General features: G+C 67.4%; 22 protein-coding genes. 16 read left to right on the forward strand and 6 right to left on the reverse strand.

The features are described from left to right. Positions 1 to 20: 20 nt before the first annotated feature. The 3 genes from KK141_RS03465 to KK141_RS03475 all read right to left on the reverse strand — a co-directional run bounded on the left by KK141_RS03465 (position 21) and on the right by KK141_RS03475 (position 2,418). Positions 21 to 1,103 carry a TraB/GumN family protein gene (locus KK141_RS03465; RefSeq protein ID WP_214572763.1) on the reverse strand — a complete coding sequence of 361 codons (1,083 nt, stop codon included), beginning with the start codon at positions 1,101 to 1,103 and terminating at the stop codon, positions 21 to 23. A 207-nt stretch (positions 1,104 to 1,310) separates the two neighbouring features. Next, the gene (locus tag KK141_RS03470; RefSeq protein WP_214572764.1) at positions 1,311 to 1,742 is read right to left on the reverse strand and encodes a TraB/GumN family protein; all 432 of its coding nucleotides are present in this window, start codon (positions 1,740 to 1,742) and stop codon (positions 1,311 to 1,313) included. Then, entirely contained in the window at positions 1,711 to 2,418 is a 708-nt protein-coding gene (locus tag KK141_RS03475) for a TraB/GumN family protein (RefSeq protein ID WP_214572765.1), read from the reverse strand. Before KK141_RS03475 ends, KK141_RS03470 begins: the two co-directional genes overlap by 32 nt. 358 nt (positions 2,419 to 2,776) lie before the next feature. On the opposite strand from KK141_RS03475, the gene kdpF reads away from it, so the two are divergent. From kdpF to KK141_RS03555, 16 genes are all read left to right on the forward strand, one after another. Then, positions 2,777 to 2,869 carry a K(+)-transporting ATPase subunit F gene (kdpF, locus tag KK141_RS03480; RefSeq protein WP_081805176.1) on the forward strand — a complete coding sequence of 31 codons (93 nt, stop codon included), beginning with the start codon at positions 2,777 to 2,779 and terminating at the stop codon, positions 2,867 to 2,869. Next, positions 2,866 to 4,668 carry a potassium-transporting ATPase subunit KdpA gene (gene kdpA, locus KK141_RS03485; RefSeq protein WP_214572766.1) on the forward strand — a complete coding sequence of 601 codons (1,803 nt, stop codon included), beginning with the start codon at positions 2,866 to 2,868 and terminating at the stop codon, positions 4,666 to 4,668. Before kdpF ends, kdpA begins: the two co-directional genes overlap by 4 nt. Before the next feature lie 19 nt (positions 4,669 to 4,687). Beyond that, positions 4,688 to 6,775 carry a potassium-transporting ATPase subunit KdpB gene (gene kdpB, locus KK141_RS03490; RefSeq protein ID WP_214572767.1) on the forward strand — a complete coding sequence of 696 codons (2,088 nt, stop codon included), beginning with the start codon at positions 4,688 to 4,690 and terminating at the stop codon, positions 6,773 to 6,775. Between the two features lie 29 nt (positions 6,776 to 6,804). After that, positions 6,805 to 6,993 (forward strand): hypothetical protein, encoded by a 189-nt coding sequence (locus tag KK141_RS03495; protein ID WP_214572768.1) that lies wholly within the window; start codon positions 6,805 to 6,807, stop codon positions 6,991 to 6,993. A gap of 62 nt (positions 6,994 to 7,055) precedes the next feature. Then, positions 7,056 to 8,510: an outer membrane beta-barrel protein gene (locus tag KK141_RS03500; RefSeq protein ID WP_214572769.1), complete on the forward strand. Its 1,455-nt coding sequence runs from the start codon at positions 7,056 to 7,058 to the stop codon at positions 8,508 to 8,510. 10 nt (positions 8,511 to 8,520) lie between these two features. Continuing rightward, positions 8,521 to 9,090: a potassium-transporting ATPase subunit KdpC gene (kdpC, locus tag KK141_RS03505; protein WP_214572770.1), complete on the forward strand. Its 570-nt coding sequence runs from the start codon at positions 8,521 to 8,523 to the stop codon at positions 9,088 to 9,090. Positions 9,091 to 9,202: 112 nt separating this feature from the next. Further along, positions 9,203 to 11,857, forward strand: a complete 2,655-nt coding sequence (locus KK141_RS03510) for a sensor histidine kinase KdpD (protein ID WP_214572771.1) — start codon at positions 9,203 to 9,205, stop codon at positions 11,855 to 11,857. After that, positions 11,857 to 12,552 (forward strand): response regulator, encoded by a 696-nt coding sequence (locus tag KK141_RS03515; RefSeq protein ID WP_167253451.1) that lies wholly within the window; start codon positions 11,857 to 11,859, stop codon positions 12,550 to 12,552. Before KK141_RS03510 ends, KK141_RS03515 begins: the two co-directional genes overlap by 1 nt. Before the next feature lie 299 nt (positions 12,553 to 12,851). Further along, positions 12,852 to 14,225: an SGNH/GDSL hydrolase family protein gene (locus KK141_RS03520; protein ID WP_214572772.1), complete on the forward strand. Its 1,374-nt coding sequence runs from the start codon at positions 12,852 to 12,854 to the stop codon at positions 14,223 to 14,225. A gap of 328 nt (positions 14,226 to 14,553) precedes the next feature. Continuing rightward, the gene (locus KK141_RS03525) at positions 14,554 to 15,477 is read left to right on the forward strand and encodes an AraC family transcriptional regulator (protein WP_214572773.1); all 924 of its coding nucleotides are present in this window, start codon (positions 14,554 to 14,556) and stop codon (positions 15,475 to 15,477) included. Between the two features lie 136 nt (positions 15,478 to 15,613). Beyond that, positions 15,614 to 16,333: a hypothetical protein gene (locus KK141_RS03530; protein ID WP_214572774.1), complete on the forward strand. Its 720-nt coding sequence runs from the start codon at positions 15,614 to 15,616 to the stop codon at positions 16,331 to 16,333. Between the two features lie 34 nt (positions 16,334 to 16,367). After that, positions 16,368 to 17,582 carry a type IV secretion system protein gene (locus KK141_RS03535; protein WP_214572775.1) on the forward strand — a complete coding sequence of 405 codons (1,215 nt, stop codon included), beginning with the start codon at positions 16,368 to 16,370 and terminating at the stop codon, positions 17,580 to 17,582. A gap of 161 nt (positions 17,583 to 17,743) precedes the next feature. Beyond that, positions 17,744 to 18,058: a DUF4189 domain-containing protein gene (locus tag KK141_RS03540; protein WP_214572776.1), complete on the forward strand. Its 315-nt coding sequence runs from the start codon at positions 17,744 to 17,746 to the stop codon at positions 18,056 to 18,058. 90 nt (positions 18,059 to 18,148) lie between these two features. Next, positions 18,149 to 18,838 (forward strand): HAD family hydrolase, encoded by a 690-nt coding sequence (locus KK141_RS03545; RefSeq protein ID WP_214572777.1) that lies wholly within the window; start codon positions 18,149 to 18,151, stop codon positions 18,836 to 18,838. After that, complete coding sequence (locus tag KK141_RS03550; RefSeq protein WP_214572778.1) at positions 18,838 to 19,224, forward strand: DUF4440 domain-containing protein; 387 nt, start codon at positions 18,838 to 18,840, stop codon at positions 19,222 to 19,224. The genes KK141_RS03545 and KK141_RS03550 overlap by 1 nt, the downstream gene beginning before the upstream one ends. A gap of 84 nt (positions 19,225 to 19,308) precedes the next feature. Beyond that, complete coding sequence (locus tag KK141_RS03555) at positions 19,309 to 19,632, forward strand: hypothetical protein (protein WP_214572779.1); 324 nt, start codon at positions 19,309 to 19,311, stop codon at positions 19,630 to 19,632. A 3-nt stretch (positions 19,633 to 19,635) separates the two neighbouring features. On the opposite strand, the gene KK141_RS03560 is transcribed toward KK141_RS03555, so the two are convergent. The 3 genes from KK141_RS03560 to KK141_RS03570 all read right to left on the reverse strand — a co-directional run bounded on the left by KK141_RS03560 (position 19,636) and on the right by KK141_RS03570 (position 24,427). Beyond that, positions 19,636 to 20,253, reverse strand: a complete 618-nt coding sequence (locus KK141_RS03560) for a class I SAM-dependent methyltransferase (protein WP_214572780.1) — start codon at positions 20,251 to 20,253, stop codon at positions 19,636 to 19,638. Between the two features lie 7 nt (positions 20,254 to 20,260). Then, entirely contained in the window at positions 20,261 to 23,287 is a 3,027-nt protein-coding gene (locus tag KK141_RS03565) for a DEAD/DEAH box helicase (protein WP_214572781.1), read from the reverse strand. 114 nt (positions 23,288 to 23,401) lie between these two features. After that, positions 23,402 to 24,427: an NAD(P)H-dependent glycerol-3-phosphate dehydrogenase gene (locus tag KK141_RS03570; protein WP_214572782.1), complete on the reverse strand. Its 1,026-nt coding sequence runs from the start codon at positions 24,425 to 24,427 to the stop codon at positions 23,402 to 23,404. Between the last annotated feature and the right edge of the window lie 8 nt (positions 24,428 to 24,435).

Below are 24,435 nucleotides of genomic sequence, written 5' to 3' on the forward strand. Positions count from 1 at the left end.
CATCCGAGAAAGACCCCGGATCAATGGGAAGACGCGGCGTCGCCCTCATCCGGTGCGGTCACCCTGTAACCGCGCTCGCTGAGTTTCCGCAGCACACCTGTAGGCGACAACGCCTCCTCGACGGGCAGCAGGGCGAAGGTCTGCGCGTGCAGGCTCATCGATTCATCCACCGCGGCCATCCAGGTTGCATCCATCATCTGCTGGATGTCCCATCCCAGCTTCTCGACCAGGCCCGCCTTCCTGGCCGCCGCCGCGCAGGCGGCGCCTGGATCGCCCGCGAGCAGTTGGCGCAGGCCCGGCAGATCGCCCACCGCCCATGCCCTGGCGCGCTCGACGAGGTTGCCCAGCCCCTGCTCCACCATGTCGAGCGTCGCCCTGAAACAGGGGCGGTCATCCATGCGCAGCGATTCGATCGCCGCCGCTACCGCCTCGGGCCGGTCGAACGGCATCTCCCCGATGACTGCCTTGACCTTCACACGATGCTTCCCGGCCAGATTCCGCACGCTGTCGCTCACGCCAAGATCGAAGCGCCCGTTGTCGATGGCCTTACCGAGCAGCTCCGCCGCGGCGAAGATCGGGCGCCGGTTTTCCACCTCGGTGTCCCCGCCCAGGTACTTCTCCCGAAGCGCCTTCCAGCGCGCGTAGTCACCCGCCGCGAGTGACTCGCGCAACGAAGCGTGACGCGGGTTCTTGCGGACGTCAGCCGTAGGCAGCGACTCCAGGCCCAGATCGTTCTTGACCATGTAGAGGCCGAACAAAGGCGGCAAGGCAAGCACGGTCTCCGAAACCTCAGCACTGACCGGAATCTTGAGCTGGGTTTCGGTAAGAACACGCTGCGAGGACGCAATGATGCTTTCCACCTCGGCGGCATTCCATCGCTGGCGGGGCGGCAGGAACCGCGGGAAACCCAATACGTACATCACGTGGCCGCCCTTGCTCACCTTCCATAGCTGCGGCCCGGGCATCTCGGCCTGGACCTGCACCGACTGCAGATTGGCGACCGGTGCGGAGGAAGAAGACGCGCGTATATGAGCTTGCTTCTGCGCGAAAGCCGCTGTGGCGGCGAACAGCACCAGCCAGGGAATGAGATAGAGCGGACGCATGGGTACTTGAAACTTCGGGGGAAAGGGCGGTCGAGGATGAGCCAATGTCCTAGGTTCATCGATACGATTTTTCCCAATCAGATCACCGGCACGACCGGGAACGGTCGTCGGATTCAAGGATGGCGAAAGCTTCGACGCTCTGCCGCGGCAGATCGGAATCTAGCCGAACCGCAGACTGTGGTCGCGGAAAAAACAGCCGCGAATCCTTCAGTTCACCGGCACCGATTCGTTCTCATCGGGCTCGGTTATTGCGTATCCCCGTGCGCGCAGTCGCGACAGCATGCCGGTCGGCGACGTCACTTCTTCCAGCGGCAGCAAGGCGAAGGTCTGTGCGTTCCTCGCCATGGCCTGATCGACCACCTGCGTCCAGTAGGCCGCCTGACGGTCCTTGAAATCCGCGAAGCCGATCTGCTCGACCACGCCAGAGCGCCGCGCCGCCTCCGCGCAGACCTCGAAGGTATCGCCGCCTGGCAGGCCGCGCAGTGTGGCCAGATCCCCCACCGACCATGCATCGGCCCGCGCGGCTATGTTGTCCAGGCCATGTTCCAGCAGATCCAGAGTCTGGCTGAAGCAGCTGCCGCCGTCGATCGAAGCCGACTCGATGGCGTCAACGATCGCCGCGGGATTCGGCAAGGTCATGCGATTGTTCGTCGAGCTGTACGTCACGCCATGCTTTTTTTGCCAACTTGCGCACGATGTCGTTCGGCACGGCGTCGAGATCGTTGGTCTTGATCGCTGTCCGATAGAGTTCCGCCGCGGCAAATATCGGGCGCCACTTTTCCACGCCGCCGCCACTACCGATGTACTTCTTCTTGAGCACCGACCAGCGCTCGTACTCCTCCGGCGACAACGATTCGCGCAAGCTGAGGCCCGCGGGATCCTTTCGCACGCCGATCGGAACCACCATCAGCTTGGCGATCCAGGAATTCCCGCTCCTCACGCCAAGCAATGTCGGTATGGCGAGCAGCGCCTCACTGAAGACCGACGCGCCGCTGACCGCCGTCCACGGCTCAGCCAGCACCTCCTGCGATGCGGCGATCACGCCCTCCACTTCGTCGGTTTTCCAGGGTGTGTTCTTGGGCATCGGCCACACGGTACCGAGCACGTACATCACATGCCCCTGCTTGCTCACTTTCCACAGGCGCGGCCCCTGCAGCACGCCATGCACCACCACCGACTCCAGATTGGACACCGGAGCTGTGGCCGTCGGCTTGGCCATCGCGGCGGACGGTGCAGGCGTGTCCGGCAAGGACTGTGCGAAAACAGGGCAGCTTGCGCAGATGGCCAGCCAGAGGACGGTTCGGATCGAGCGCATGAAGATGTCGAAGCTTCAAGGAAGTAAGCCGTCAAGCATGGGCGATGGCTCCCTGACGCTCCACATGAATATTCCTGATCCATGAGGCGCGATGCCAACCTGTCCGGCTGGAAAATTTACGCGTTCTATACGCCCCGCCCCCGATTCGCTACCCCTTTCTTATACCCGGGTTTCGACAATACGCACCGTTGCATTGCCGGTACCTACGTTCGCCATGGACGCTCTCTATCTGCTGTTCTCGTTCGTGCTCTTCGCCGCCACGATCGGCTTCCTGCTGATCTGCGACCGGCTGGGCCGACGCCCCTGACCGCCGCGCTTTCCGCGGCTTTTCCCGACGCGCCTTAGCGGGACTTTCCCCATGACTTTCTTCTATGCCGTGGCTGCCGTGATCGCGGTGGCCCTGCTGGGCTACCTGTGCGTGGCCCTGCTCAAGCCGGAGTGGTTCGAATGACCACCAATGACTTTATCCAGATCGCGGTGTTTCTCGTGGTCTTGCTGCTGCTGATCAAGCCGGTCGGCAGCTATATGGCGCAGGTCTTCAGCGATCAGCCCAACCGGGTGACGCGCTTCGGCGCACCGGTGGAACGGCTGCTGTATCGCCTGTCCGGCATCCGCGCCGACGAAGACATGGGCTGGCGCCGCTACGCCATCGCCATGCTGGTGTTCAACATGCTCGGCCTGCTGGCCGTGTACCTGCTGCAGCGCGTGCAGCAGTGGCTGCCGCTGAACCCGCAGCACTTCGCCGCGGTGTCGCCGGATTCGGCGATCAATACCGCGATCAGCTTTGCCAGCAACACCAACTGGCAGGGCTACGGCGGCGAAAGCACCATGAGCTACCTCACCCAGATGCTGGGCCTGGCCGTGCAGAACTTCCTGTCCGCGGCCACCGGCATCGCGGTGCTCGTTGCCGTGGTGCGCGGCTTCTCGCGGCGCAGCTCGCTGTCGATCGGCAACTTCTGGGTCGACATGACGCGCAGCACGCTGTACATCCTGCTGCCGTTCTCGCTCATTCTCAGCCTGCTGCTGGTGTCGCAGGGCGTGGTGCAGAACCTCAAGCCTTATGTCGACGTGCCGCTGACGCAGCACATCACCCAGGTCGAGCCGCTGAAAGATGCCGACGGCAATCCGCTGAAGGACGCCAAGGGCAATCCGTTGACCAAGGAATCGCCGGCTACGGTGCAGACCTTGCCGATGGGCCCGGCCGCTTCGCAGGTCGCGATCAAGCAGCTGGGCACCAATGGCGGCGGCTTCTTCAATGCCAACTCGGCGCATCCGTTCGAGAACCCGACGCCGTTCGCCAACTTCCTGGAGATGCTGGCGATCTTCATCATCCCCGGCGGCCTGTGCTACAGCTTCGGCGTGCTGGTCGGCGACCGCCGCCAGGGCTGGGCGATCCTCGCCACCATGCTGCTGATCTTCGTGCCGCTGGCGATCGGCGCGGTCGCCGCCGAGCAGGCCGGCAACCCGGCGCTGCATGGCCTGGCCATCGACCAGCAGGCCAGCGCGCTGCAGTCCGGCGGCAATATGGAAGGCAAGGAAACGCGCTTCGGCATCGCCGCCAGCGGCCTGTTCACCGCCATCACCACGGCCGCCTCCTGCGGCGCGGTGAACAACGCGCACGACTCGCTCACGCCGCTGGGCGGCCTGGTGCCGATGTGGCTGATGCAGCTGGGCGAGGTGATCTTCGGCGGCGTGGGCTCGGGCCTGTACGGCATGCTTGCCTTCGCGGTGGTGGCGGTGTTCATCGCTGGCCTGATGGTGGGTCGCACGCCCGAATACCTGGGCAAGAAGATCGAAGCGCACGAGATGAAGATGGCCAGCCTGGCCGTGCTGATTCCCTGCGCGCTGGTGGTGGTGGGCACGGCGATCGCGGTGATGGCGCCGGCCGGCGTGGCGGGCGTCGCCAACCCCGGCGCGCATGGCTTCAGCGAGATCCTGTATGCGGTGACCTCCGCCTCCAACAACAACGGCAGCGCGTTCGGCGGCCTTTCCGCCAACACCCCGTTCTGGAACGTGCTGACCGGCCTGTGCATGTTCATCGCCCGCTTCCCGCTGGCGATCGCGATGCTGGCCATGGCCGGCTCGCTGGCCGCCAAGCGCCACGTGCCGCCCTCGGCCGGCACCCTGCCCACGCATACGCCGCTGTTCGTCACCTTGCTGGCCTGCGTGGTGATCGTGGTGGGCGCGCTGACCTTCCTGCCTGCGCTGGCGCTCGGCCCGATCGCCGAGTTCCTGATGTCGGCTCATTGATTCATAGGGATACCGTTCGATGACTTCGCACGCTCAATCTGTGCACGTCCAAGCGGCGCGCTCGTTCGACCGCGATCTGATCCTCAAGGCCGTCGCGGACTCGTTCCGCAAGCTGTCGCCGCGCCAGCAGTTCCGCAACCCGGTGATGTTCGTGGTGTTCGTGTGCAGCGTGCTCACCACCTTGCTGTGGGGCCAGGCGCTGGCCGGCCACGGCGAGGCACCCACCGGCTTCATCTTCTGGGTGTCGCTGTGGCTGTGGTTCACCCTGTTGTTCGCCAACTTCGCCGAAGCGCTGGCCGAAGGCCGCGGCAAGGCCCAGGCCGCCGCGCTGCGCGGTTCGCGCAAGGACGTGATCGCCAAGAAGCTGGCCGCGCCGCAGCGCGATGCCACGGTGACGTTCGTACCGTCGAGCGAACTGCGCACCGGCGACTACGTGCTGGTCGATGCCGGCGAGCAGTTGCCGGGCGACGGCGAGGTGGTGCTGGGCGCCGCCAGCGTGGACGAGAGCGCGATCACCGGCGAGTCCGCGCCGGTGATCCGCGAATCCGGCGGCGACCGCAGCGCGGTCACCGGCGGCACGCGGGTGCTGTCCGACTGGCTGGTCGTGCGCATTACCGCCAACCCGGGCGAGAGCTTCCTGGACCGCATGATCGCGATGGTGGAAGGCGCCGCGCGGCGCAAGACGCCGAACGAGATCGCGCTGACCATCATGCTGGCCAAGTTCACCCTGATCTTCCTGCTGGCCTGCGCCACCTTGCTGCCGTACTCGATCTACAGCGTGCAGGCCAGCGGCCACGGCAACCCGATCACCCTCACCGTGCTGATCGCCCTGCTGGTGTGCCTGATCCCGACCACCATCGGCGCCCTGCTCTCGGCCATCGGCATCGCCGGCATGGACCGCATGATCCGCGCCAACGTGATCGCCACCTCCGGCCGCGCGGTGGAAGCGGCGGGCGACGTCGACGTGCTGCTGCTGGACAAGACCGGCACCATCACCCTGGGCAACCGCCAGGCGGTGGCCTTCATGCCGGCGCCGGGCGTGGAGGAATCGATCCTGGCCGACGCCGCGCAGCTCGCCTCGCTGGCCGACGAAACGCCGGAAGGCCGCAGCGTGGTGGTGCTGGCGAAGGAGCGCTTCGGCCTGCGCGAGCGCCATCTCGAGGAAAGCCACGCGGTGTTCGTGCCGTTCACCGCGCAGACCCGCATGAGCGGCGTCGACGTGGGCGAGCGCCGCATCCGCAAGGGTGCGCTGGATGCGGTGGAGCGTTACCTGGACGCCGCCGGCAGCCACCTGCCGCCGCTGGTCAAGCGCATGGCCGAGGACGTCGCGCGCCGGGGCGCTACGCCGCTCATCGTCGTCGAAGGTGCCACGGCGCTGGGCGTGATCGAGCTGAAGGACATCGTCAAGGGCGGCATCCGCGAGCGCTTCGCCGAAATGCGCCGGATGGGCATCAAGACCATCATGATCACCGGCGACAACCCGCTCACCGCCGCCGCCATCGCGGCCGAGGCCGGCGTGGACGACTTCCTCGCCGAAGCCACGCCGGAAGCGAAGCTGAAACTGATCCGCAAGATCCAGGCCGAGAACCGCCTGGTGGCGATGTGCGGCGACGGCACCAACGACGCGCCGGCGCTGGCCCAGGCCGACGTGGCGGTGGCGATGAACACCGGCACGCAGGCGGCCAAGGAAGCCGGCAACATGGTGGACCTGGACTCCAACCCCACCAAGCTGATCGAGGTGGTGGAGATCGGCAAGCAGATGCTGATCACGCGCGGCGCGCTGACCACGTTCTCCATCGCCAACGATATCGCCAAGTATTTCGCCATCATCCCGGCCGCGTTCGCCACCACGTACCCCGCGCTCAACACGCTGAACGTGATGAAGCTGGCCACGCCGCAGAGCGCGATCCTGTCGGCGGTGATCTTCAATGCGCTGATCATCGTGTTCCTGATTCCGCTGGCGCTGAAAGGCGTGAAGTACCGCGCGCTGGGCGCCGGCGCGCTGCTGCGCCGCAATCTGCTGGTGTACGGGCTGGGCGGCATCGCCGTGCCCTTCCTGGGCATCAAGCTGATCGACCTGTTGCTGGTACTGCTCGGCCTGGCCTGAGCGCGATCCATCACGAGGAGATGTGTTCCATGCAGACCCTGAAGCTTTCCGTGTCCCTGCCCGACGCCGATCACGACAACGTGGAACTGCGGCTGTCGGCCGATGAATCCGCCTGCGACGTGGTGATCGCGTTGCCGGTGCGTGCGCGCGACGCGCGGCGCGAGGCGGCGACGCCGGAGCAGGACGACTACGTGCTCGGCGGCTACGCCGGCATCTGAAGCGACGATCTTTTCCAACCCACACAAGGCGGTCCTTCGCGGACCGGTTCTCACAGGACTTTATGCAACACAAGAAGGCACTCGCGTTCGCAGGACTGCTGGCGCTGGCACCAGCCGGCGAAGCCATGGCGGCCTCGGACCTGGGCCCCGCGCCCGGCGCGCCGGCCGTGTCGAGCGACGACTGCTCCGCCGGCTTCGGCAGCCGCCTGGCCGCCGCCTACCGCGAGAACGCGCAGCCGGCCGACCCGAACGCGCCGGCGCCCAAGCGCCGCGCCATGGAATCGCCGTTCGATTCGGCGCCGTTCCCCTCGGCGGAATGGCAGCTCGGCGGCGTGGCGTATCCGATCGGCGTGCCCAACCTCAACAGCCAGTATCCGCTGGAGAAGGCGCTGGCCTGCACCGGGCTCGGCCACTGGATGAAGGACAACCGCATCGAGGTGTACGGCTGGATCAATCCCTCGATCAATATCAGCTCGTCCAGCCATACCAACTACCCGCTGTCGTACGCCACGCGCCCGAACCGGGTGGAGTTCAACCAGTTCCTGTTCCGCATCGAGCGCGTGCCGGACACCGTGCAGACCGACCATATCGACTGGGGCATGCACCTGGACATCCTGTACGGCTACGACTACCACTACACGACGATGAAGGGCGTCTTCAGCAATCAGCTGCTGAACAACCCGCGCGCCGACCAGCCGCTGCCGGGCAAGACCTACGGCGTCGACCCGATGCTGTTCTACGTGGACGTGTACTTCCCCTCGGTGGCGCAGGGCATGAACGTGCGCGTGGGCCGCTATCTGTCGCTGCCGGATATCGAAGCGCAGTTCTCGCCGAACAACTACCTGCTGACCCATTCCATTCTCTACACGGTCGACCCGTATACGCAGATGGGCGTGATGACCACCACCAAGCTCAGCGACCAGTGGACGGTGCAGCTGGGCGTGAACGGCGGCAACGACGTGGCGGTGTGGAACCATTCGTCGCGCCCGTCGCTGCAGGCTTGCGTGCGCTGGGTGTCGGCGGACAACAACGACATGCTCTACCCCTGCATCAACAACTGGAACAAGTCCGACTACAACTACAACAACATCCAGATGTACGTGGCCACCTGGGGCCACCGCTTCAGCAAGGAAGTGCACATGCTGACCGAGGCCTACCGCATCTACGGCCGCAATATTCCCGGCTATGGGCCGGACGGCATTCCCGGCGTGCCGGGCTCGGCGTCCACCGCGGGCCAGGCCGGCGCCTACGGCATCGTCAACTATCTGAACTTCGAGCTCGATCCGAAGAACATGCTGTCGTTCCGCAACGAGTACTACCGCGACCTGCAAGGCCAGCGCACCGGCTTCGCCACGCGCTATTCCAGCCACACGCTGGGACTGACGCACTGGGTATCGCAGGACCTGGAGCTGCGCCCGGAGATCCGCTACGAGCGCTCGTACGACCAGCCCATCTACGACCGCGGCCGCCGCAACTACCAGATGACCGCGTTGATGGACGCGATCCTGCACTACTGAGGCAAAGCGCATGAAACGCCTGATACTCAATGCCGCCGGCATGCTCGTGCTGATGAGCGCGATCCTCGGCCTGCTCTATCCGCTGGCCACCACCGGTCTCGCCCAGCTGCTGTTTCCGGCGCAGGCCAATGGCAGCCTGGTCGCCAAGGATGGCAAGCCGGTCGGTTCGCGCCTGATCGGCCAGTCCTTCACGGAGCCGAAGTATTTCTGGGGACGGCCGTCGGCGACGTCGCCGATGGCCAACAACGGTGCCTCGTCCACGCCGTCCAACCAGGGACCGACCAACCCCGCGCTGACCGACGCGGCCAGGCAGCGCATCGATGCGCTGCGCGCCGCCGACCCGGGCAACACGGCGCCGGTGCCGGTGGAGCTGGTGACGGCGTCGGGCAGCGGCCTGGACCCGGAGATCAGCCCCGCCGCGGCCCAGTACCAGCTGCTGCGCGTGGCCAAGGCGCGCGGGCTGGAAGCGGCCAGGGTGCAGCAGCTGGTGGCGCAGTACACCAGCGGGCGGCAGTTCGGCGTGCTGGGGGAGGCGCGGGTCAATGTGCTGGAACTGAATCTGGCGCTGGACCGGCTGTAGGTTGGGGTGACAAGCCCAACATCGCCGCCCTGAGGCGTATCGCCCCGTTGGGGTTCGCCTGCGGCTCACCCCAACCTACAATGCGTTCACGCCTCAAGGACTGCCTGCTTCCATGTCCGACCTCTCCCGCGAACTGCGCGCCGATGCGCTGCTCGACAGCGTGCAGGAGGAGCGTCACCGCCGCCTGAAGATCTTCCTCGGCGCCGCGCCCGGCGTGGGCAAGACCTTCGCCATGCTGTCCGCGGCGCGCGAGCTGAAGCGCCAAGGCGTGGACGTGGTGATCGGGCTGGTGGAAACGCATGGCCGCGCCGAGACCGAGGCGCTGGTCGACGGGCTGGAGGTGCTGCCGCGCCGGCCGGTCGAATACCGCGGCCGCGACTTCACCGAGTTCGACCTGGACGCCGCGCTGGCGCGCAAGCCAGCAGTCATCCTGGTCGACGAACTGGCCCATCGCAACCTGCCGGGCGGGCGGCACGAGCGGCGCTGGCAGGACATCGCCGAGCTGCTCGATGCCGGCATCGAGGTCTACACCGCGCTCAACGTGCAGCACCTGGAAAGCCTCAACGACCAGGTGCGGCGCATCACCAACGTCACCGTGCGCGAAACCGTGCCGGATGCCTTCCTCGACCGCGCGCGCGACATCGTGCTGGTCGACCTGCCGCCGCGCGAGCTGATCGGGCGGTTGAAGCAGGGCAAGGTCTACGTGCCGGAAACCGCGGCCGCGGCGCTGGATGCGTTCTTCTCGCCGACCAACCTGGCCGCGCTGCGCGAGCTGGCGGTGGATACCGTGGCCGGCCACGTCGACAGCGACCTGCGCGGCCATATGCTGGCGCGCGGCGGTGCGATGCCGGTGCGCCGGCGCGTGCTGGCGGCGATCGACGGCCATGGCCAGAGCGAATACCTGGTGCGCGTGGCGCGGCGCATCGCCGAGCGCCGCGGCGCGCCGTGGAGCGTGGCCTTCGTCGATACCGGCGCGGACCTGGACAGCAAGCGCCGCGAACAGCTCGACGCCGCGATGCGTCTGGCACGGCGCCTGGGTGGCGAAACCATCGTGCTGCGCGGCCATACGATCGCCGACGAGATTCTTGCGCATGCGGACCGCGAAGGCGTGGGCCAGATCCTGCTCGGCCGCACGCGCGAGCGTCCGCTGGCGCGCATGCTCGGCCGCTCGCTGACCCAGCAGCTGCTGCGCCGCGGCGCGCATCTGGAACTGACCATCATCGCCACGCCCACCGAACGCGCGCAGTCGCGCCTGCGGCTGCGCATGCCGGGCGGGCGCGGTCGGCGCGGCGAATACATCTACGCCACCCTCGCCGCGCTGGTCGCCTTCGTGCTGGCCTTTATCGCCGACCGTTACCTCTCCGTGGCGAACCTGGCGCTGATCTTCCTTACCGCCGTGCTGGTGGTGGCGGTGCGCACACGCATGGCGGTGGCGGTGTATGCGGCGACGCTGTGCTTCGTCGGCTACAACTTTTTCTTTGCGCCGCCGCGCTACACCTTGATGATCGCCAACTTCGACGACGTGCTGGCGGTATGCCTGTTCTTCGTCGCGGCGCTGGTGTGCAGCCGGCTGGCCACGCGCTTGTCCAGCCAGGTGGAGTCGATGCGCGCGGCGCACGCGCAGGCGCGCGCCCTGCTTGCGCTGGGCCAGCGGCTGACCGCCAGCACCGATGCCAGCGGCATCCGCGATGTCGGCGCCGCGGCGCTGGCGCGCGCGCTGCGCTGCGATGCGGCGGTGCTGATGCGCGATCCCGGCCGCGTGCTGCAGGTGGCCTCGGTGTCGCCGCGCGACTTCCGCCTGACCGCGCAGGACCTGGGCGCCGCCGACTGGAGCGAGAAACACGCCGAAGCCGCCGGACGCTACACCGACACGCTCAACGCCGCGCCCTGCTGGGTGCTGCCGCTGGGCAGCGAAAGCCGCCCGCTCGGCGTCGCCGCGATGCGCTTCCCGCCGGAGCAGCGCGACCTCTCGCCCGACCAGCGCAGCCTGGCCATGGCCATGGTGCAGGACATCGGCCAGGCGCTGGAGCGCGCACGCCTCGCCGAGGAACTGGAAGGCGCGCGCGTGCAGGGCGAGACCGAGCGGCTGCGCAATGCCCTGCTGTCTTCCGTGTCGCACGACCTGCGCTCGCCGCTGGCCTCGATGATCGGCTCGGCCGGCACCTTGTCCAGCTATGGCGAGCAGCTGCCGCGGGAGGAACGCCAGGAGCTGCTCGACGCCATCCTCGGCGAAGGCCAGCGCCTGGACCGCTATATCCAGAACCTGCTGGACATGACGCGGCTGGGCCACGGCACGCTCAAGCTCAATCGCGACTGGACCGACGTGGCCGAGATCGTCGCCGCCGCGGTCACCCGGCTGCACAAGCTGTTCCCGGAACTGAAGGTGGACACCATGCTGCCGGCCGGCACGGTGCTGCTGTACGTGCATCCGGCGCTGATCGAGCAGGCGCTGTTCAATATCCTGGAGAACGCCGCGCGCTTCTCGCCGCCGGGCGAGGCGGTGCGGGTGCTGGTGCGCACGCAGGACGAGAAGCTCGTTCTGGACGTGAGCGACCGCGGCCCCGGCATTCCCGAGGACGAGCGCGCGCTGATCTTCGACATGTTCTATTCGGTCTCGCGCGGCGACCGCGCGCCGCAGGGCACCGGCCTGGGGCTGGCGATCTGCCGCGGCATGATCGGCGCGCACGGCGGTTCGGTGGAGGCCTTGCCCGGCGACGGCGCGGGCACCACCATTCGCATCACCCTGCCGCTGCCGACGCCGCCCTGATGACCGCTGCCGCACCCTGCGTGCTCGTGATCGACGACGAGGCGCAGATCCGCAAATTCCTCGATATCGGTCTGCGCGCCGAAGGCTACGAGGTGGTGCTGGCCGCCAATGCCGAGGAAGGCCTGGCCAAGGCGGCCACACGCTCGCCCGACCTGGTGATCCTGGATATCGGCCTGCCCGACCGCGAAGGCCACGAGGTGCTGAAGGAACTGCGCCAGTGGACCCAGGTACCGGTGCTGATGCTCTCCGTGCGCGATGCCGAGAGCGAGAAGGTGCGCGCGCTCGATGCCGGCGCCAACGACTACGTGACCAAGCCGTTCGGCATCCAGGAACTGATGGCTCGCCTGCGCGCCCTGCTGCGCAACCGCCCGGGCGAACCGGAACCGGCCGCGCAGCGCTACGACGACGGCCGCCTCGCCATCGACCTGGCGCGGCGCGAAGTGCAGCTCGACGGCGAGGCGCTCGCGCTCACGCGCAAGGAGTACGCCGTGCTGGCCATGCTGCTGCGCCATGCGGGCCGCGTGGTGACGCAGCAGCAACTGCTGCGCGAGATCTGGGGTCCGACCCACGTGCAGGACACGCACTACCTGCGCATCGTGCTGGGCAAGCTGCGCCAGAAGCTGGGCGACGATCCGGCCGAGCCGCGCTGGCTGAAAACGGAGCCCGGCGTCGGTTATCGCTTCCTCGCCGGCTGAGCCGGCGGGCAAACCCTAAGCATGGCTGACGGTGGGCTGTCCGCCGGCTGTAGCGCGCGCTCTCTCGGCCAGAGGGACACCGCAGGCAGGGCAGCAGGCGATGGAGCATCGCCGAGGCCGGCATAAGAATCCTTCCATGCCGCCGCTGAAGCGATGGCCTCTCGAGTCGGGCATTGCGTTCCCGATCCGCGATCCGGGCACCGCCCGCATCGCTTCCATCGCCGCAGGCACGGGGTGCCACCGCGGCCTTGCGCGGCCCGCCGGGCTTGAGCCCGCGCGCCGTCGACGGAGCCATAGCCATGAGCAAGCCACACCTGCGTTTCATCGTGTTCGCCATCTTGCTGGGCAGCTTCGGCCCGGTACATGGGCAGTCGGCCGCGGACCACGAGGACGACGAACCCAAGGCCTACAGCGGCCGCCAGATCTCGGACGACGGACCTGAAGCACCCATGCAGCGCAACCAGCGCGCCGTGCTGCGCGCGGCGTTCGATCGCGACTACACCTATGTGCGCTGCTGGTACCGCAAGCACGCCAGCGACCTCGATCCGCAGTCCGGCTACGAGTGGGCGCGCACGGCTCAGGGCTCGTACTACAAGCTCCCGGGCTACTGGCACGACAACCAGCTGTTCGAGTGGCGGAACATCTTCTACACCACGGTCACGCGCGCCGAGCTCGAACGCACCTGCCAGGACACGCTGCGCCAGCAGAGCCGCCCCGCCACGCTGTTCGACCTGCATGCGGCCGACAACCGGCTTTCCTTCAACTATCTGATCTGGACGAACAGCAAGGGCGGGGCCGGCACCTCGATCGATCGCATCGTCAGCTTCGGCGACAGCCTCTCCGACACCATGAACCTGTTCAACGGCGCGCTGTGGAAGATGCCCCATCGCAAAAGCTGGCTGCTGGGACGCTTCAGCAATGGCCCGCTATGGAATGAAAAGGTTGCCGCCGCGCTGGGTCTCCCGCTGTACAACTGGTCGATAGGCGGTGCGGCCGGCGACCGCTACCTGGTGATACCCGGCCTGCGCGAACAGGTCGCCTCCTGGGCGCAGTACATGCGCTCCGCCAAGAACTACCAGCCGGCGCGAACGCTGTTCATGCTGTGGATCGGGGCCAACGACCTGATCAGCTACGGCCGCTCGGCCGAAAGCGTGGCCCAGCATGTCGAAACCTCGCTGAGTGCACTGATCGCGCAAGGCGCCAGGCATGTGCTGGTGCTGAATCTTCCCGACCTTACCCTCGCCCCCGGCCTGCGCAGTTCCAAGGACAAGGCGAAGGTGACCAGGGATGTGTCCAGCTACAACAGCAAGCTGAGCGACCTGGTCGACCGCCTGCAGAAAAAACACGCCGACGTCCAGCTGGCCCTGCTGGACAACACGCCGCTGCTCCGTGCAGTCGCCGCGGATCTGGCCGGCCACGGCCTCAGCGTCTTCAGCGACTCCTGCCTGAAGATCGAATACGGCAGCAGCCTTGCTTACACCATGAAGCAAAACCCGCGTCCGGCATGTACGCGCGCCGACGATTACTTCTTCTGGGACGGCCTGCATCCGACCGCGAAAGGCCACCAGATTCTCGCCGATAAAGTCACTTCTTTCTTGCTAGGAAAATTCCCTAATGAGTTATCAGCACCGATCCAATCAGATGTGTCTGATAAAGCTGCGAAGCATCCATAGACAGCCTGCGATTCGTTACTTTCGCCTCTCTCCCATCGCTCAACGGTAACCACGCTATCGATCATTTCGAAGCATCAGCATGGACAACAAAGCGTGGGCTTGATGCCAGCGCAGGGGAACGAAATCTTCCAGCGCGCCTCCATAGAGTGAGAGCGTCTGCATCGGGCATGAAGTACGACATCGTGTCGCGCGATACCTGATCCCGGCCACCGGCAACTAAGAAATTTCTTAGTTAACCCTCCCCATCGTTCCGCCACCTGGAGCCGCAAGCGCATGAACGAACCTCACGCAACGCCATGCCGACGAAGCAAAGAGGAAGGACATCCGTATGTACACCGAGCTGAAAACTTCTCTCGTCAAGCGACACCATCGTGATGACCTCATCCACTCGCTGGAGACCTTGCTCGATCTGTCGCTGGTCCATGTAGATATCCAGGGCGCCGAAGCCGAGGGGCACCCGGCGCCGTCCCGGCAATACTGCGGCTTGTTCCATATGGCCGGCATGCATGCCTGCCAGGTGCACGGGGGCTCGATCGACACGCCGATCCGGCTGGATCCCGGCGATCTGCTGATCGCCTCCTTCGACGCCCATGGGGACCTCAAGGCCATCGGCCTGCAGATCAGCGGCCCGAGCCTGATCCGCGGCCGGCTCTATTTCACCGGCGGCTGGCATCGGCAGTTCCATGAAGTGCTGCCACCATGGTTCGTGATCCGGCCCGGCGATGCGGGCGACGTCTACCGGCGGATTTCCAATGCGATGATCGAGGTCTCGCAGTCCAGCATCACCGGGCGCGGGGTGATCCTCAACAAGCTCGCGGAGATCCTGTTCACCATCGCGATCTGCCATTACGCGAAGCGTTCCGATGCGAACCTCGGATTGTTCACTGCTTTCTCGGACCGGCGCATTTCCAAGGTGCTCAACGCCATCCACGAAGACCCCGGCCGCGGCTGGAGCGTGCAGACGATGGCGGCGCTGGCCTGCATGTCGCGTTCTTCCTTCACCCAGCGCTTCACCCAGCTGATGAAGATGCCGCCGGGCCAGTACATCACCTACTGGCGCATGCATCTGGCCGAGCGGCTGCTGCAGGATCCGCGGCTGTCCGTGGCCGACGTGGCCGAGCAGGTGGGCTATGCGAGCAAGGCGGCGTTCTATCGGCTGTTCAAGCGGATCCAGGGCATGTGTCCTGGAGAGATGCGCGCGGTGCGGGCGGCGGCGACCGCCAGCCAGGAGAGTTGCCAGGGTGCGCCGTGATGCGCGGTGAATGGAAGGTGGTTCGCAGATCGGCAAAGGGCCTGCGCACTTTCGTACTAGTCCGATAGCGAAGCGTGTTGCGCTGGGGCTTCAATGCGGCATCGGGCCTGAGCAGCCATAGCCGCAGGAGCAGCACGTGCGATCGGGAGCCGGTCCTACCGGGTGGGTGCGCCGGCTGTGCGTCCGGCTCGCGGTATCGCTCGTCTGCTGCTGCGCCATGGCCGACGGCATGGCGCAGTGGGCCGTGGTCGACGTGGAGCAGAACCGCATCGGCACCGAGGCCTGGGCCAAGCAATGGCTGCAGTGGGAGCAGCAGTTCGCGCAGTGGCAGCAGCAGTACTTCACCATGCTCAATGTGGTACAGGCCGGGCCGTCGTTTCTCGACGGCGCGCCATTGCAGCATCGCGGCGAAGAAGACGGCATGGCGCAGCGGTGTCCCCTGCAGGCCGGCACGCTCGCGCAGCAGCAGCACGTGTTCTGCCGGATGCTGCTGCAGCTGGAGAACCGGCGCTACAACGTGCTGGTCGATCTCAACCGGCTGATCGAACGGCGCGGACAGGAGATGCGAGTCATCCTGGCGCGGCGCATCACCCAGGCGGCATCGGACGATCTTGGCGGGCTGAAAGCATTCGATACCGAGGTGCAGGCCTTCCAGGCCAATCTGGGACAGGACATGCATGGCGCCAGGGCGGCGCTCGACCAGTACGCCACGCTGGGACAGGCGGTGCGCGAGCAGCAGGCGCAGCTCACCGGGCAGGCGCTGGCCAGCGCTCCCGCCGATGCGGGCGGCCTTGCGGGCATGCTGATTCAGGGCGCGGCGCTGCGGCAGGCGCTCGATGCCGCGAGGCATCGATAGGCGCGCGGCGTCTTGCTCCGTCATGGACGACTTCATGCTCGCCAGCGCTTTCGCGTCCATCGCCCCTTCGGGCGATATGGGCCACGTCGTGTTCTTCTCCGCCATCCGCGACTTTTTGCTGGACGACGACGGCCTGATCACCCAGTGGACCGCCGGCATGGCGGAGCGCCTCGGCTCGCTGCTGGCGCTGCTCGCGCTGCCGCTGCTTACCACGTGGATCCTGATGCACGGTTACCGCATCGTCAGCGGACGTTCGCGCGAGCCGATGATGGGGCTGGTGGTGGATGCGGCGCGCGCGGCACTGATCGTGTTCGCGGTCACTGCGGCGAGCATGGGCAATCCCTGGATGGCGGCGCGGATCAACGAGCTCGATCAACTGATCAGCGTGCTGGTCAGCGGCGAGCAGGACATGGACGGCCAGATCCGCGCCAGCCTGGGCTGGATGCAGTTCGCGCTGTCCAGCATCGACACCCTGCCCACCGGCGGCGATGCCGCCATCGCCGCCGCCAGGGAGCGCAGCCTGTGGTTCGCCGGCATCGGCACCGCCGGCCCCGTGGTGGTGGGCGGCACCTTGCTGATGCTGATGCAGATCGTGCTGCGGTTCCTCATCGCCATGGCGCCATTGGCGGTGATGTGCCTGCTGTTCCAGGGCACGCGCCCGATCTTCCAGCGCTGGCTGCAGTACTGCGTGGGTTCGCTGTTCCGGCTTGCGGTGACGGCCGTGATGACCTCGGTGGCGCTGAAGATGGTGTGCGCGGTAGCGGCGGCGTTCTGGGCGGACCGGCTGCTCAATGCGGCGGTGCAGAGGCTCAGCCATGGCGCGGTCGACCTGCATATGGCCGAGGGCGTGTCGAGCATGGCGCTGCAGCAGGGTGGGCTGGGGTTGATCATGACTTTGCTGATCGTGACGGTGCCGCAGATGACGGCGGAGTTTTTCATGGGGGCGTTGGGGCAGTTCAGTGCTTACTCGATGTTTGGTGGGAATACCTCCCATGATCAGGTGCCCACCGCGCAGCCACAGCCTGCGCGTCCCCACCAGGGTCACGCGCAAGGCGATCAGCCGAGGACTGGCGAGACCGCCGGAAGAATGAAGCCGCCGGAGGTCGTCGGAGCAACACGCGGGTCCAGCTATGGCGCCAGCACCAATGAAGACGTCATCAAGCGTTCTCCCCGTCCCCATGCGTCATTCACCGATCGCGCACGGGACCCTTCAGGGCCGCCTGTCGCTCCCACTTCGGAAAACCCATGACAACGCCCCTATACAAATGGTCCGTACTGGTTGTCTTGCTTGTGTCCTGTGCGGAAGCCCTGGCTCAGTCTTGCCAATGGCGTCCGGAAGGTCCACGAGGCCCGGGCCTGTACAACATGGGCGGAGGCCCTTGTCGCACCAACGCCTCGCCAGTTCCGTCCGTGCGCTACCTGTCGCGGTGGGGATCCATCGCGACCAGCAATACCACGCAGAAGATGGGTGTTTCCTTCGGTGAGCCGAGCCAATCGATGGCCCAACAGAGCGCCATGGAACGGTGCGCCAGCCCGGACTGCCAGATCGACTTCACCTACCGCGACCAATGCGTAGCCGTCGCCTGGGGCGCCACCTATTCCTCCATGAGCAGCGCCACGACCGTGGACGAAGCTTCCGCGATCTCCATGAAACGCTGCCGGAAGAAAACCAGCGACTGCCAGATCGTCTACACCGAATGCAGTCCCGCTGAGCAGGTTCCATAGCACCCCATGCGCAGCGCATCGACAGCCACCATGCACCGCTCCCACCAGATGGGCGACACTGTATGCCCCCTGCCCCATCGGAGCCCCGCCATGCACCGCGCCCGCAGCAGCACCGCCTTCCTGTTCGATCTCGACGGCACCCTGATCGACAGCGTCTACCAGCACGTGCTGGCCTGGAAGGAAGCACTCGATGCCGAGGGCGTGGAACTGTCGGTGTGGCGCATCCATCGCAAGATCGGCATGAGCGGCGGCCTGTTCACCAACATCCTGCTGCGCGAGACGGGACTGGAGATCACCGAGGAACGCCTGGCGCGGCTGCATCAGCGCCACGTCGAAGCGTTCAACCGCCAGCATACCCAGGGCCTGGTGCGGCCCCTGCCCGGCGCGCGCGAACTGCTCGCCTATCTCACCGAGCAGGGCTATCCCTGGGCCATCGCCACCAGCGGGCGCATGGCCACGGCCGCGCACAATATCGCGGCGCTGGGCGTGGATCCGTCCAAGGTGCCGGTGATCACCCGCGACCAGGTGCGCCATGCCAAGCCGGATCCGGATCTGTTCCTCGCCGCGGCGGAAAAGCTCGGCGTGGATATCGAGCAATCGCTGGTGGTCGGCGACAGCATCTGGGACATGCTGGCCGCGCAGCGCGCCCGTGCGCTCGGCGTGGGTCTGCTGTCCGGCGGCTACAGCGAGGACGAACTCGCCCGCTCCGGTGCGCTGCGCGTGTACGACGATCCCGCCGACCTGCTCAAGCACATCGACGAAGTGGCCGCGAGGCTTTGATGCGCATGGCGAACGGCATCGATGAGGTACGCGCGGAACTGCGCCGGCGCGAGCCGATCTTTCATTGCGAAGAGTTCGGCCATGCGCGCGCGGACTTCGAGCGCATGACCGCCACGGACTTCCACGAAGTCGGCGCCTCCGGCCGCCGCTACGACCGCGGCTTCGTGCTCGACATGCTGGAACAGCGCCACCGCGACGGCTGGCTGCACGAACCGCTGGAGCTGGAAGACTTCCGCTGCACGCCGATCGACGGGCAGGCTTATCTGATCACCTACACACTGCATCAAGGAACGCGCATGACGCGCAGGTCGACGATCTGGCGGCGGGATGGCGACGAATGGAAAATCCTCTATCACCAAGGCACCGTCGTGCTCGACGGCGCCTGAGCGCCCACGCTTGTCAGGCACGATTCACCGCCGCGCCCGCTGACGGCGTTAGGCTGAACCCTCGGAGTTTTCGGGGTAGCTGTCATGCGTCGACTCGTCTTTCTGCCTCTGGCCGTGCTCGTGGCCGCCTGTTCCTCGCCGCAAGCGCCGCAGCCGGACAACCAGCCCAAGCCGCAGGCCTCCGCAGCGACACCGGCCAACGCGTCGCTGGGTTCGCACGAGTGGTATCAGTGGGTGGACCAGCGGCTGGCCATCAGCGATGGCGAGGGACATGGTCCCGACGGCGGTTCGGACGAATGGAACAACGCCGTGCAGCGCAAGCTCGGCGAGGAAGCACCGCAATCGCAGCCCGGTTCTCCGCAGTGGCAGCAGGCGGTGGATGCGCTGCTGCGCACGCGGGCGCAGTAAGGCTCACCGCACCCGCCGCATCCGCACCCAGGTGAAGTGCTGCTCCGCCCCACTCGGCGTGCGATGCGTTTCGCGCGTGCTTTCCACCAGCTCGTAATCCGCGCCGAATGCGGCATGCAATTCGGCCGCGCGGTAGCGCGCCACCGGCAGGCCGCTGCAGCGCTCCGGGCCGTCTTCGGCGAACGTGGCCATCACCACCTGCGTGCCGACCTGCGATGCACGATGCAGCGCTTCGAAATAGCGGCGGCGGTCGCCGGCATCGACCAGGAAATGGAACACGGCGCGGTCGTGCCACAGCGCGTAGCGCTTCAAAGGCGCGAAGGCGAGCACGTCGCCGACGATCCAGTCGACCTGGCTGGCGCGATCGCCCAGGCGTTCGCGCGAGGTGGCCAGCGCGCTGTCCGACAGATCCATCACGGCCAGGTCCGCATAGCCTTCGTGCAGCAGATGATCGACCAGCGACGAAGCGCCGCCGCCCACGTCGATGACGGGCGCGCCTTTGACCACGCCGGCATGCTCGATCAGGGCCAGCGACATCACCGGCCGCGCCTGGAACCAGCTCACCGTATCGGCGCCCTTGCTCCGATACACCTCGTCCCAGCGCGAGCCGCGGTCGCTCATGCGTCGATCAACCCGGCGCCAGCAGCGCGTCGAGGTCTTCCTGGTCGAAGCTGAGCCGCTCGCGCGTGCCGCCGCCCTCCAGCACCGCCTCGGCCAGTTCGGCCTTGCGCGCCTTCAGTTCCTCGATGCGTTCTTCCACGGTATGGGAGGTGATCAGGCGGAACACGAACACGGGCTTGTCCTGGCCGATGCGATGCGCGCGATCGCTGGCCTGCGCCTCGGCGGCGGGGTTCCACCACGGGTCGTAGTGGATGACGGTGTCGGCGGCGGTGAGGTTGAGGCCGACGCCGCCAGCCTTCAGCGACAGCAGGAACAGCGGCACGTCGCCTTCCTGGAACTGGCGCACCGGTTCGGCGCGGTCGCGCGTCTCGCCGGTGAGCATCACGTAGTGAATGCGGCGGCGGTCCAGTTCGCTGGCGATCAGCCGCAGCATTTCGGTGAACTGCGAGAACAGCAGCACCTTGCGCCCCTCGGCCAGCAGCGCGGGCAGCATGTCCATCAGCAGGTCGAACTTGGCCGAATCGCGCACGCCGCGCGCGGCTTCGAGCTTGACCAGGCGCGGATCGCAGCACACCTGGCGCAGCTTCAGCAGCGCATCGAGCACCACGATGCCGCTGTGCTGGATGCCGCGCTGCGCGATCACCTCGCGCAGCTCCTCGGCCAGCGACAGGCGCAGGCTTTCGTACAGTTCGCGCTGGCGGCCTTCCAGCACCACGCGGCGGGTGATCTCGGTCTTCGGCGGCAATTCGGACGCCACCTGCGACTTGGTCCGGCGCAGGATGAACGGGGCCAGGCGGCGGTTGAGGCGGTCCTGGCATTCGGTGTCGTGCTGCTTCTCGATCGGCACGCGGTAATGGCGGCGGAACGCGCCTTCGTCGCCGAGCAGGCCGGGCACGGCCAGGTCCACCTGCGACCACAGTTCGCCCAGATGATTTTCCAGCGGCGTGCCGGTCAGGCAGATGCAGCGCGGCGCGCGCAGGCTGAGCACCGCGCGGCGCGCCTGCGTGCGCGGATTCTTCACCTGCTGCGCCTCGTCCAGCACGATCAGCGCGAACGGCTGCTTGCGCAGCGCCACCACGTCGCGCGGCAGCAGCGCATAGCTGGTCAGCACGATGTCCTGCGCGCCCAGCTGCGCGAACTCGCCGCCGCGCTGCGGACCGTGCAGGGCCAGCACCTTGAGCGCGGGCGCGAAGCGCGCGATCTCGGCCTGCCAGTTCGGAATCAGGCTGGTCGGCACCACGATCAGCGCGGGCTGGGTCAACGCGCCGCGTTCTTTCAGCGCCAGCAGATGGGTGACCAGCTGCAAGGTCTTGCCCAGGCCCATGTCGTCGGCGAGCACGCCGCCCACGCCGGCCTCGGCCAGCGCATTGAGCCAGCGCAGGCCTTCGCGCTGATACGGGCGCATTTCTACCGTGAGGCCTTCCGGCACCGCGTCGCTGGCGCGCTCGGCGGCGTCGCGCAGGCGCGCGGTGAAGCCGCGCAGCTGCTCGGGTGCTTCCAGTGCGGCGCCGACCGGCAGCGCCTCGACGATTTCTTCCAGGCGGCCGGCCTGCACGCGCGGCAGATGCAGCTTCTTGCGCGGCTTCTCCAGGTATTCGGCCAGCGGCGCCAGCAGGCCGCGCAGTTCCTTCAGGCGCACCGGCACGCGGCGGCGTTCGTCCACCGGCGCGTACCACACGGCGTCTTCCGGCTCGTTGGGCGCGGGACTGAGATTGAGCGTGTGCTCGGCCAGCGCCTGCGCCACCGCGGGCAGCAGGTTGTGGCGCTTGCCTTCCAGCTCGATGCCGATTTCCAGGTCGAAGGCGTGGTCGTCGGCGTCTTCCACCGCATTGCCGTACCACTGCACCGGACCTTCCAGCACCTCGAACGGGAAGCTGGGCGCGTATTCGAGCAGGAAGCCTTCCACCTCGAGCTTGGGCCGCAGCGCCAGCCAGCGTGCGGGCGTGTTCACTTCCAGCGCGCCGGCATAGCCCTTGCCGGGGAACAGCCAGGCGTCTTCCGGCAGCGTGTCGGCGAGATCCCAGGGCAGGCCTTCGGTGTCGACGCCGGGGGTGAGGCCGGCGCGTTCGAGCTGTTCCATCGCGGTGAGTTCTTCCGCGCGGCGGCGGGTGATTTCCACCAGGGTGCCGTGGCGCACGCGGCGCACCAGCGGCTCGCCGCCGCGGCCGGGCAGGCGCTCGCCGGCGTAGTCGAAGGCCAGGCGCGCATAGGCCAGCGGCGGCGTGCCGGCGGCAAGGCGGGCGTGGCGGGTAAGCGCGTGCAGGATCAGCACCGGGCGCGGCGCCAGTTCCGCGCGGCGCAGTTCGTCGAACACCTGCGGCACCGGCACGCGATGGGCGACGCGGCTGCCGGGCAGCGCGTCGCGCAGGGTGGCGCTGTCCTCGTGCTTCAGCGCCGGCAGGTCCAGCCACTGGGTTTCCCCGGCCGGCGCTTCCAGATGGCCGAGCTCGGCGCGCTCGGCGTCGAGGTACCAGAGGCCATCGATGCGCACCAGGCGCTGATTGGCCGGCAGCGCGGGCAGCAGCTTCTGGCTGCCGTCCTTTTCCAGATGCCAATGCCAGTTCAGCAGATGCCCCTTGCCGCGCGACAGGCGCAGCCCGGCCAGGCCGCCGAGGAAGCACGGCGCGGTGTCCAGCACTTCGGCCAGCAAGGTGTCGCCCACATGGCCGGCCAGGCGCGCATAGCTGCGGCTCTTGCGCACGGTCTGCGGCAGGCCCAGCACGGTGGCGGCCAGGCGCTGCTCGGGCGGTTCCAGCGGCAGGTTGGCCAGATGGCGGCTGTCCAGCGGCGCGGGGCGCGCGAAGCGGCCCTGCTCGGCCACGGTCAGCAGGACCGGCGCCAGTTCCAGGCGCACGTAGGGCGAGCCTTCTTCCGGAATGGCGTCGAGGAAGAAACCCAGCACGCCGCGCTCGGCGGCCGCCGCCGCGGTGCTTTCGTCCAGCAGGCGGCGCCAGACGGCGGGCAGCGGTTCCGCGTGCTCCTCGTGGTGCGGAGGAACCGGTTCGGCGAGGCGTTTCTCGTCGGGTTGCTGCATGCGCGTGCGGTCCGCCGGGAAGACCAAAAGACCGAGCTTAGCAAGGCCGATGTGCAGATGCGCGCCTTCACGCCCGATTTTTTCTCCGGGCGTGAAAGCGATGCATGAAATGGGTCAAGCGACCCCGAAAAGTCCCTGCGGATATTCCGGCTTCTGCTCGCGCGACATCAGCGCACGCACGCCTTCCACCGGCGTCACCTCGCCGTGCAGCACGGCGCGCACGCCGCCGCTGATCGGCAGGTCCAGGCCATGCTTGGCTGCGAGGCGGGCCACTTCGTCGGCGGTCACCACGCTTTCCACCACCTGGCCGATCTGGCGCACCGCCTCGTCGATGGCGATGCCGCGGCCGAGCGCCAGGCCCAGGCGGCGGTTGCGCGAGAGATCGCCGGTGCAGGTCAGCACCAGGTCGCCCAGGCCTGACAGGCCCATGAGCGTTTCCGGGCGGGCGCCGAGCGCGACGCCTAGGCGCAGCATCTCGTTCATGCCGCGGGTGATCAGGCCGGCGCGGGCGTTCAGGCCCAGATCCATGCCGTCGGCCACGCCGGTGGCCACCGCCAGCACGTTCTTCATGGCGCCGCCCAGCTCCGCGCCGAGCACGTCGCCGCCGGAATAGGCGCGAAAATTCGGCGCATGCAGCATGGAGGCGAGCTGCTGGGCGAAGGCTTCGTCGTCCGAATGCACGGTGACCGCGCTGGGCAGCCCCAGGGCGACTTCCTTGGCGAACGAGGGGCCGGTGATCACCGCCGCGGCGCGGCCGGGCAGCTTCTCGTCGACCAGTTCGTGCAGGAAGCGGCCGGTGCCGGGTTCGAAGCCCTTGGTGGCCCAGGCCACGCCAGCGCCGGCGTCCAGCAGGGGCGCCAGCTCGTCCAGCATGGAGGCGAAGGCGTGGCTGGGCACCACGACCAGCACGATCCCGGCGCCGCGCACGGCGGCGGCCAGGTCGCTTTCGTATTGCAGTTCCGCGGGCAGCTGGATGTCCGGCAGGTAGCGCCGGTTCTGCCCGCTCTCGGCCATGGCCGCCAGCGCCGCGGCGTCCCGACCCCACAAACGGGTCGGCACGCCGTTGCGCGCGGTGAGGGCGGCGAGCGCCGTCCCCCACGAGCCGGCTCCCAGGACCGCCAGGGTCGGACGTTCAGCCATGGAAGCGG

It is taken from the genome of Dyella sp. LX-66 (assembly GCF_018599165.1).
In the GTDB taxonomy this organism is placed as follows: Bacteria; Pseudomonadota; Gammaproteobacteria; order Xanthomonadales; family Rhodanobacteraceae; genus Dyella_D; species Dyella_D marensis.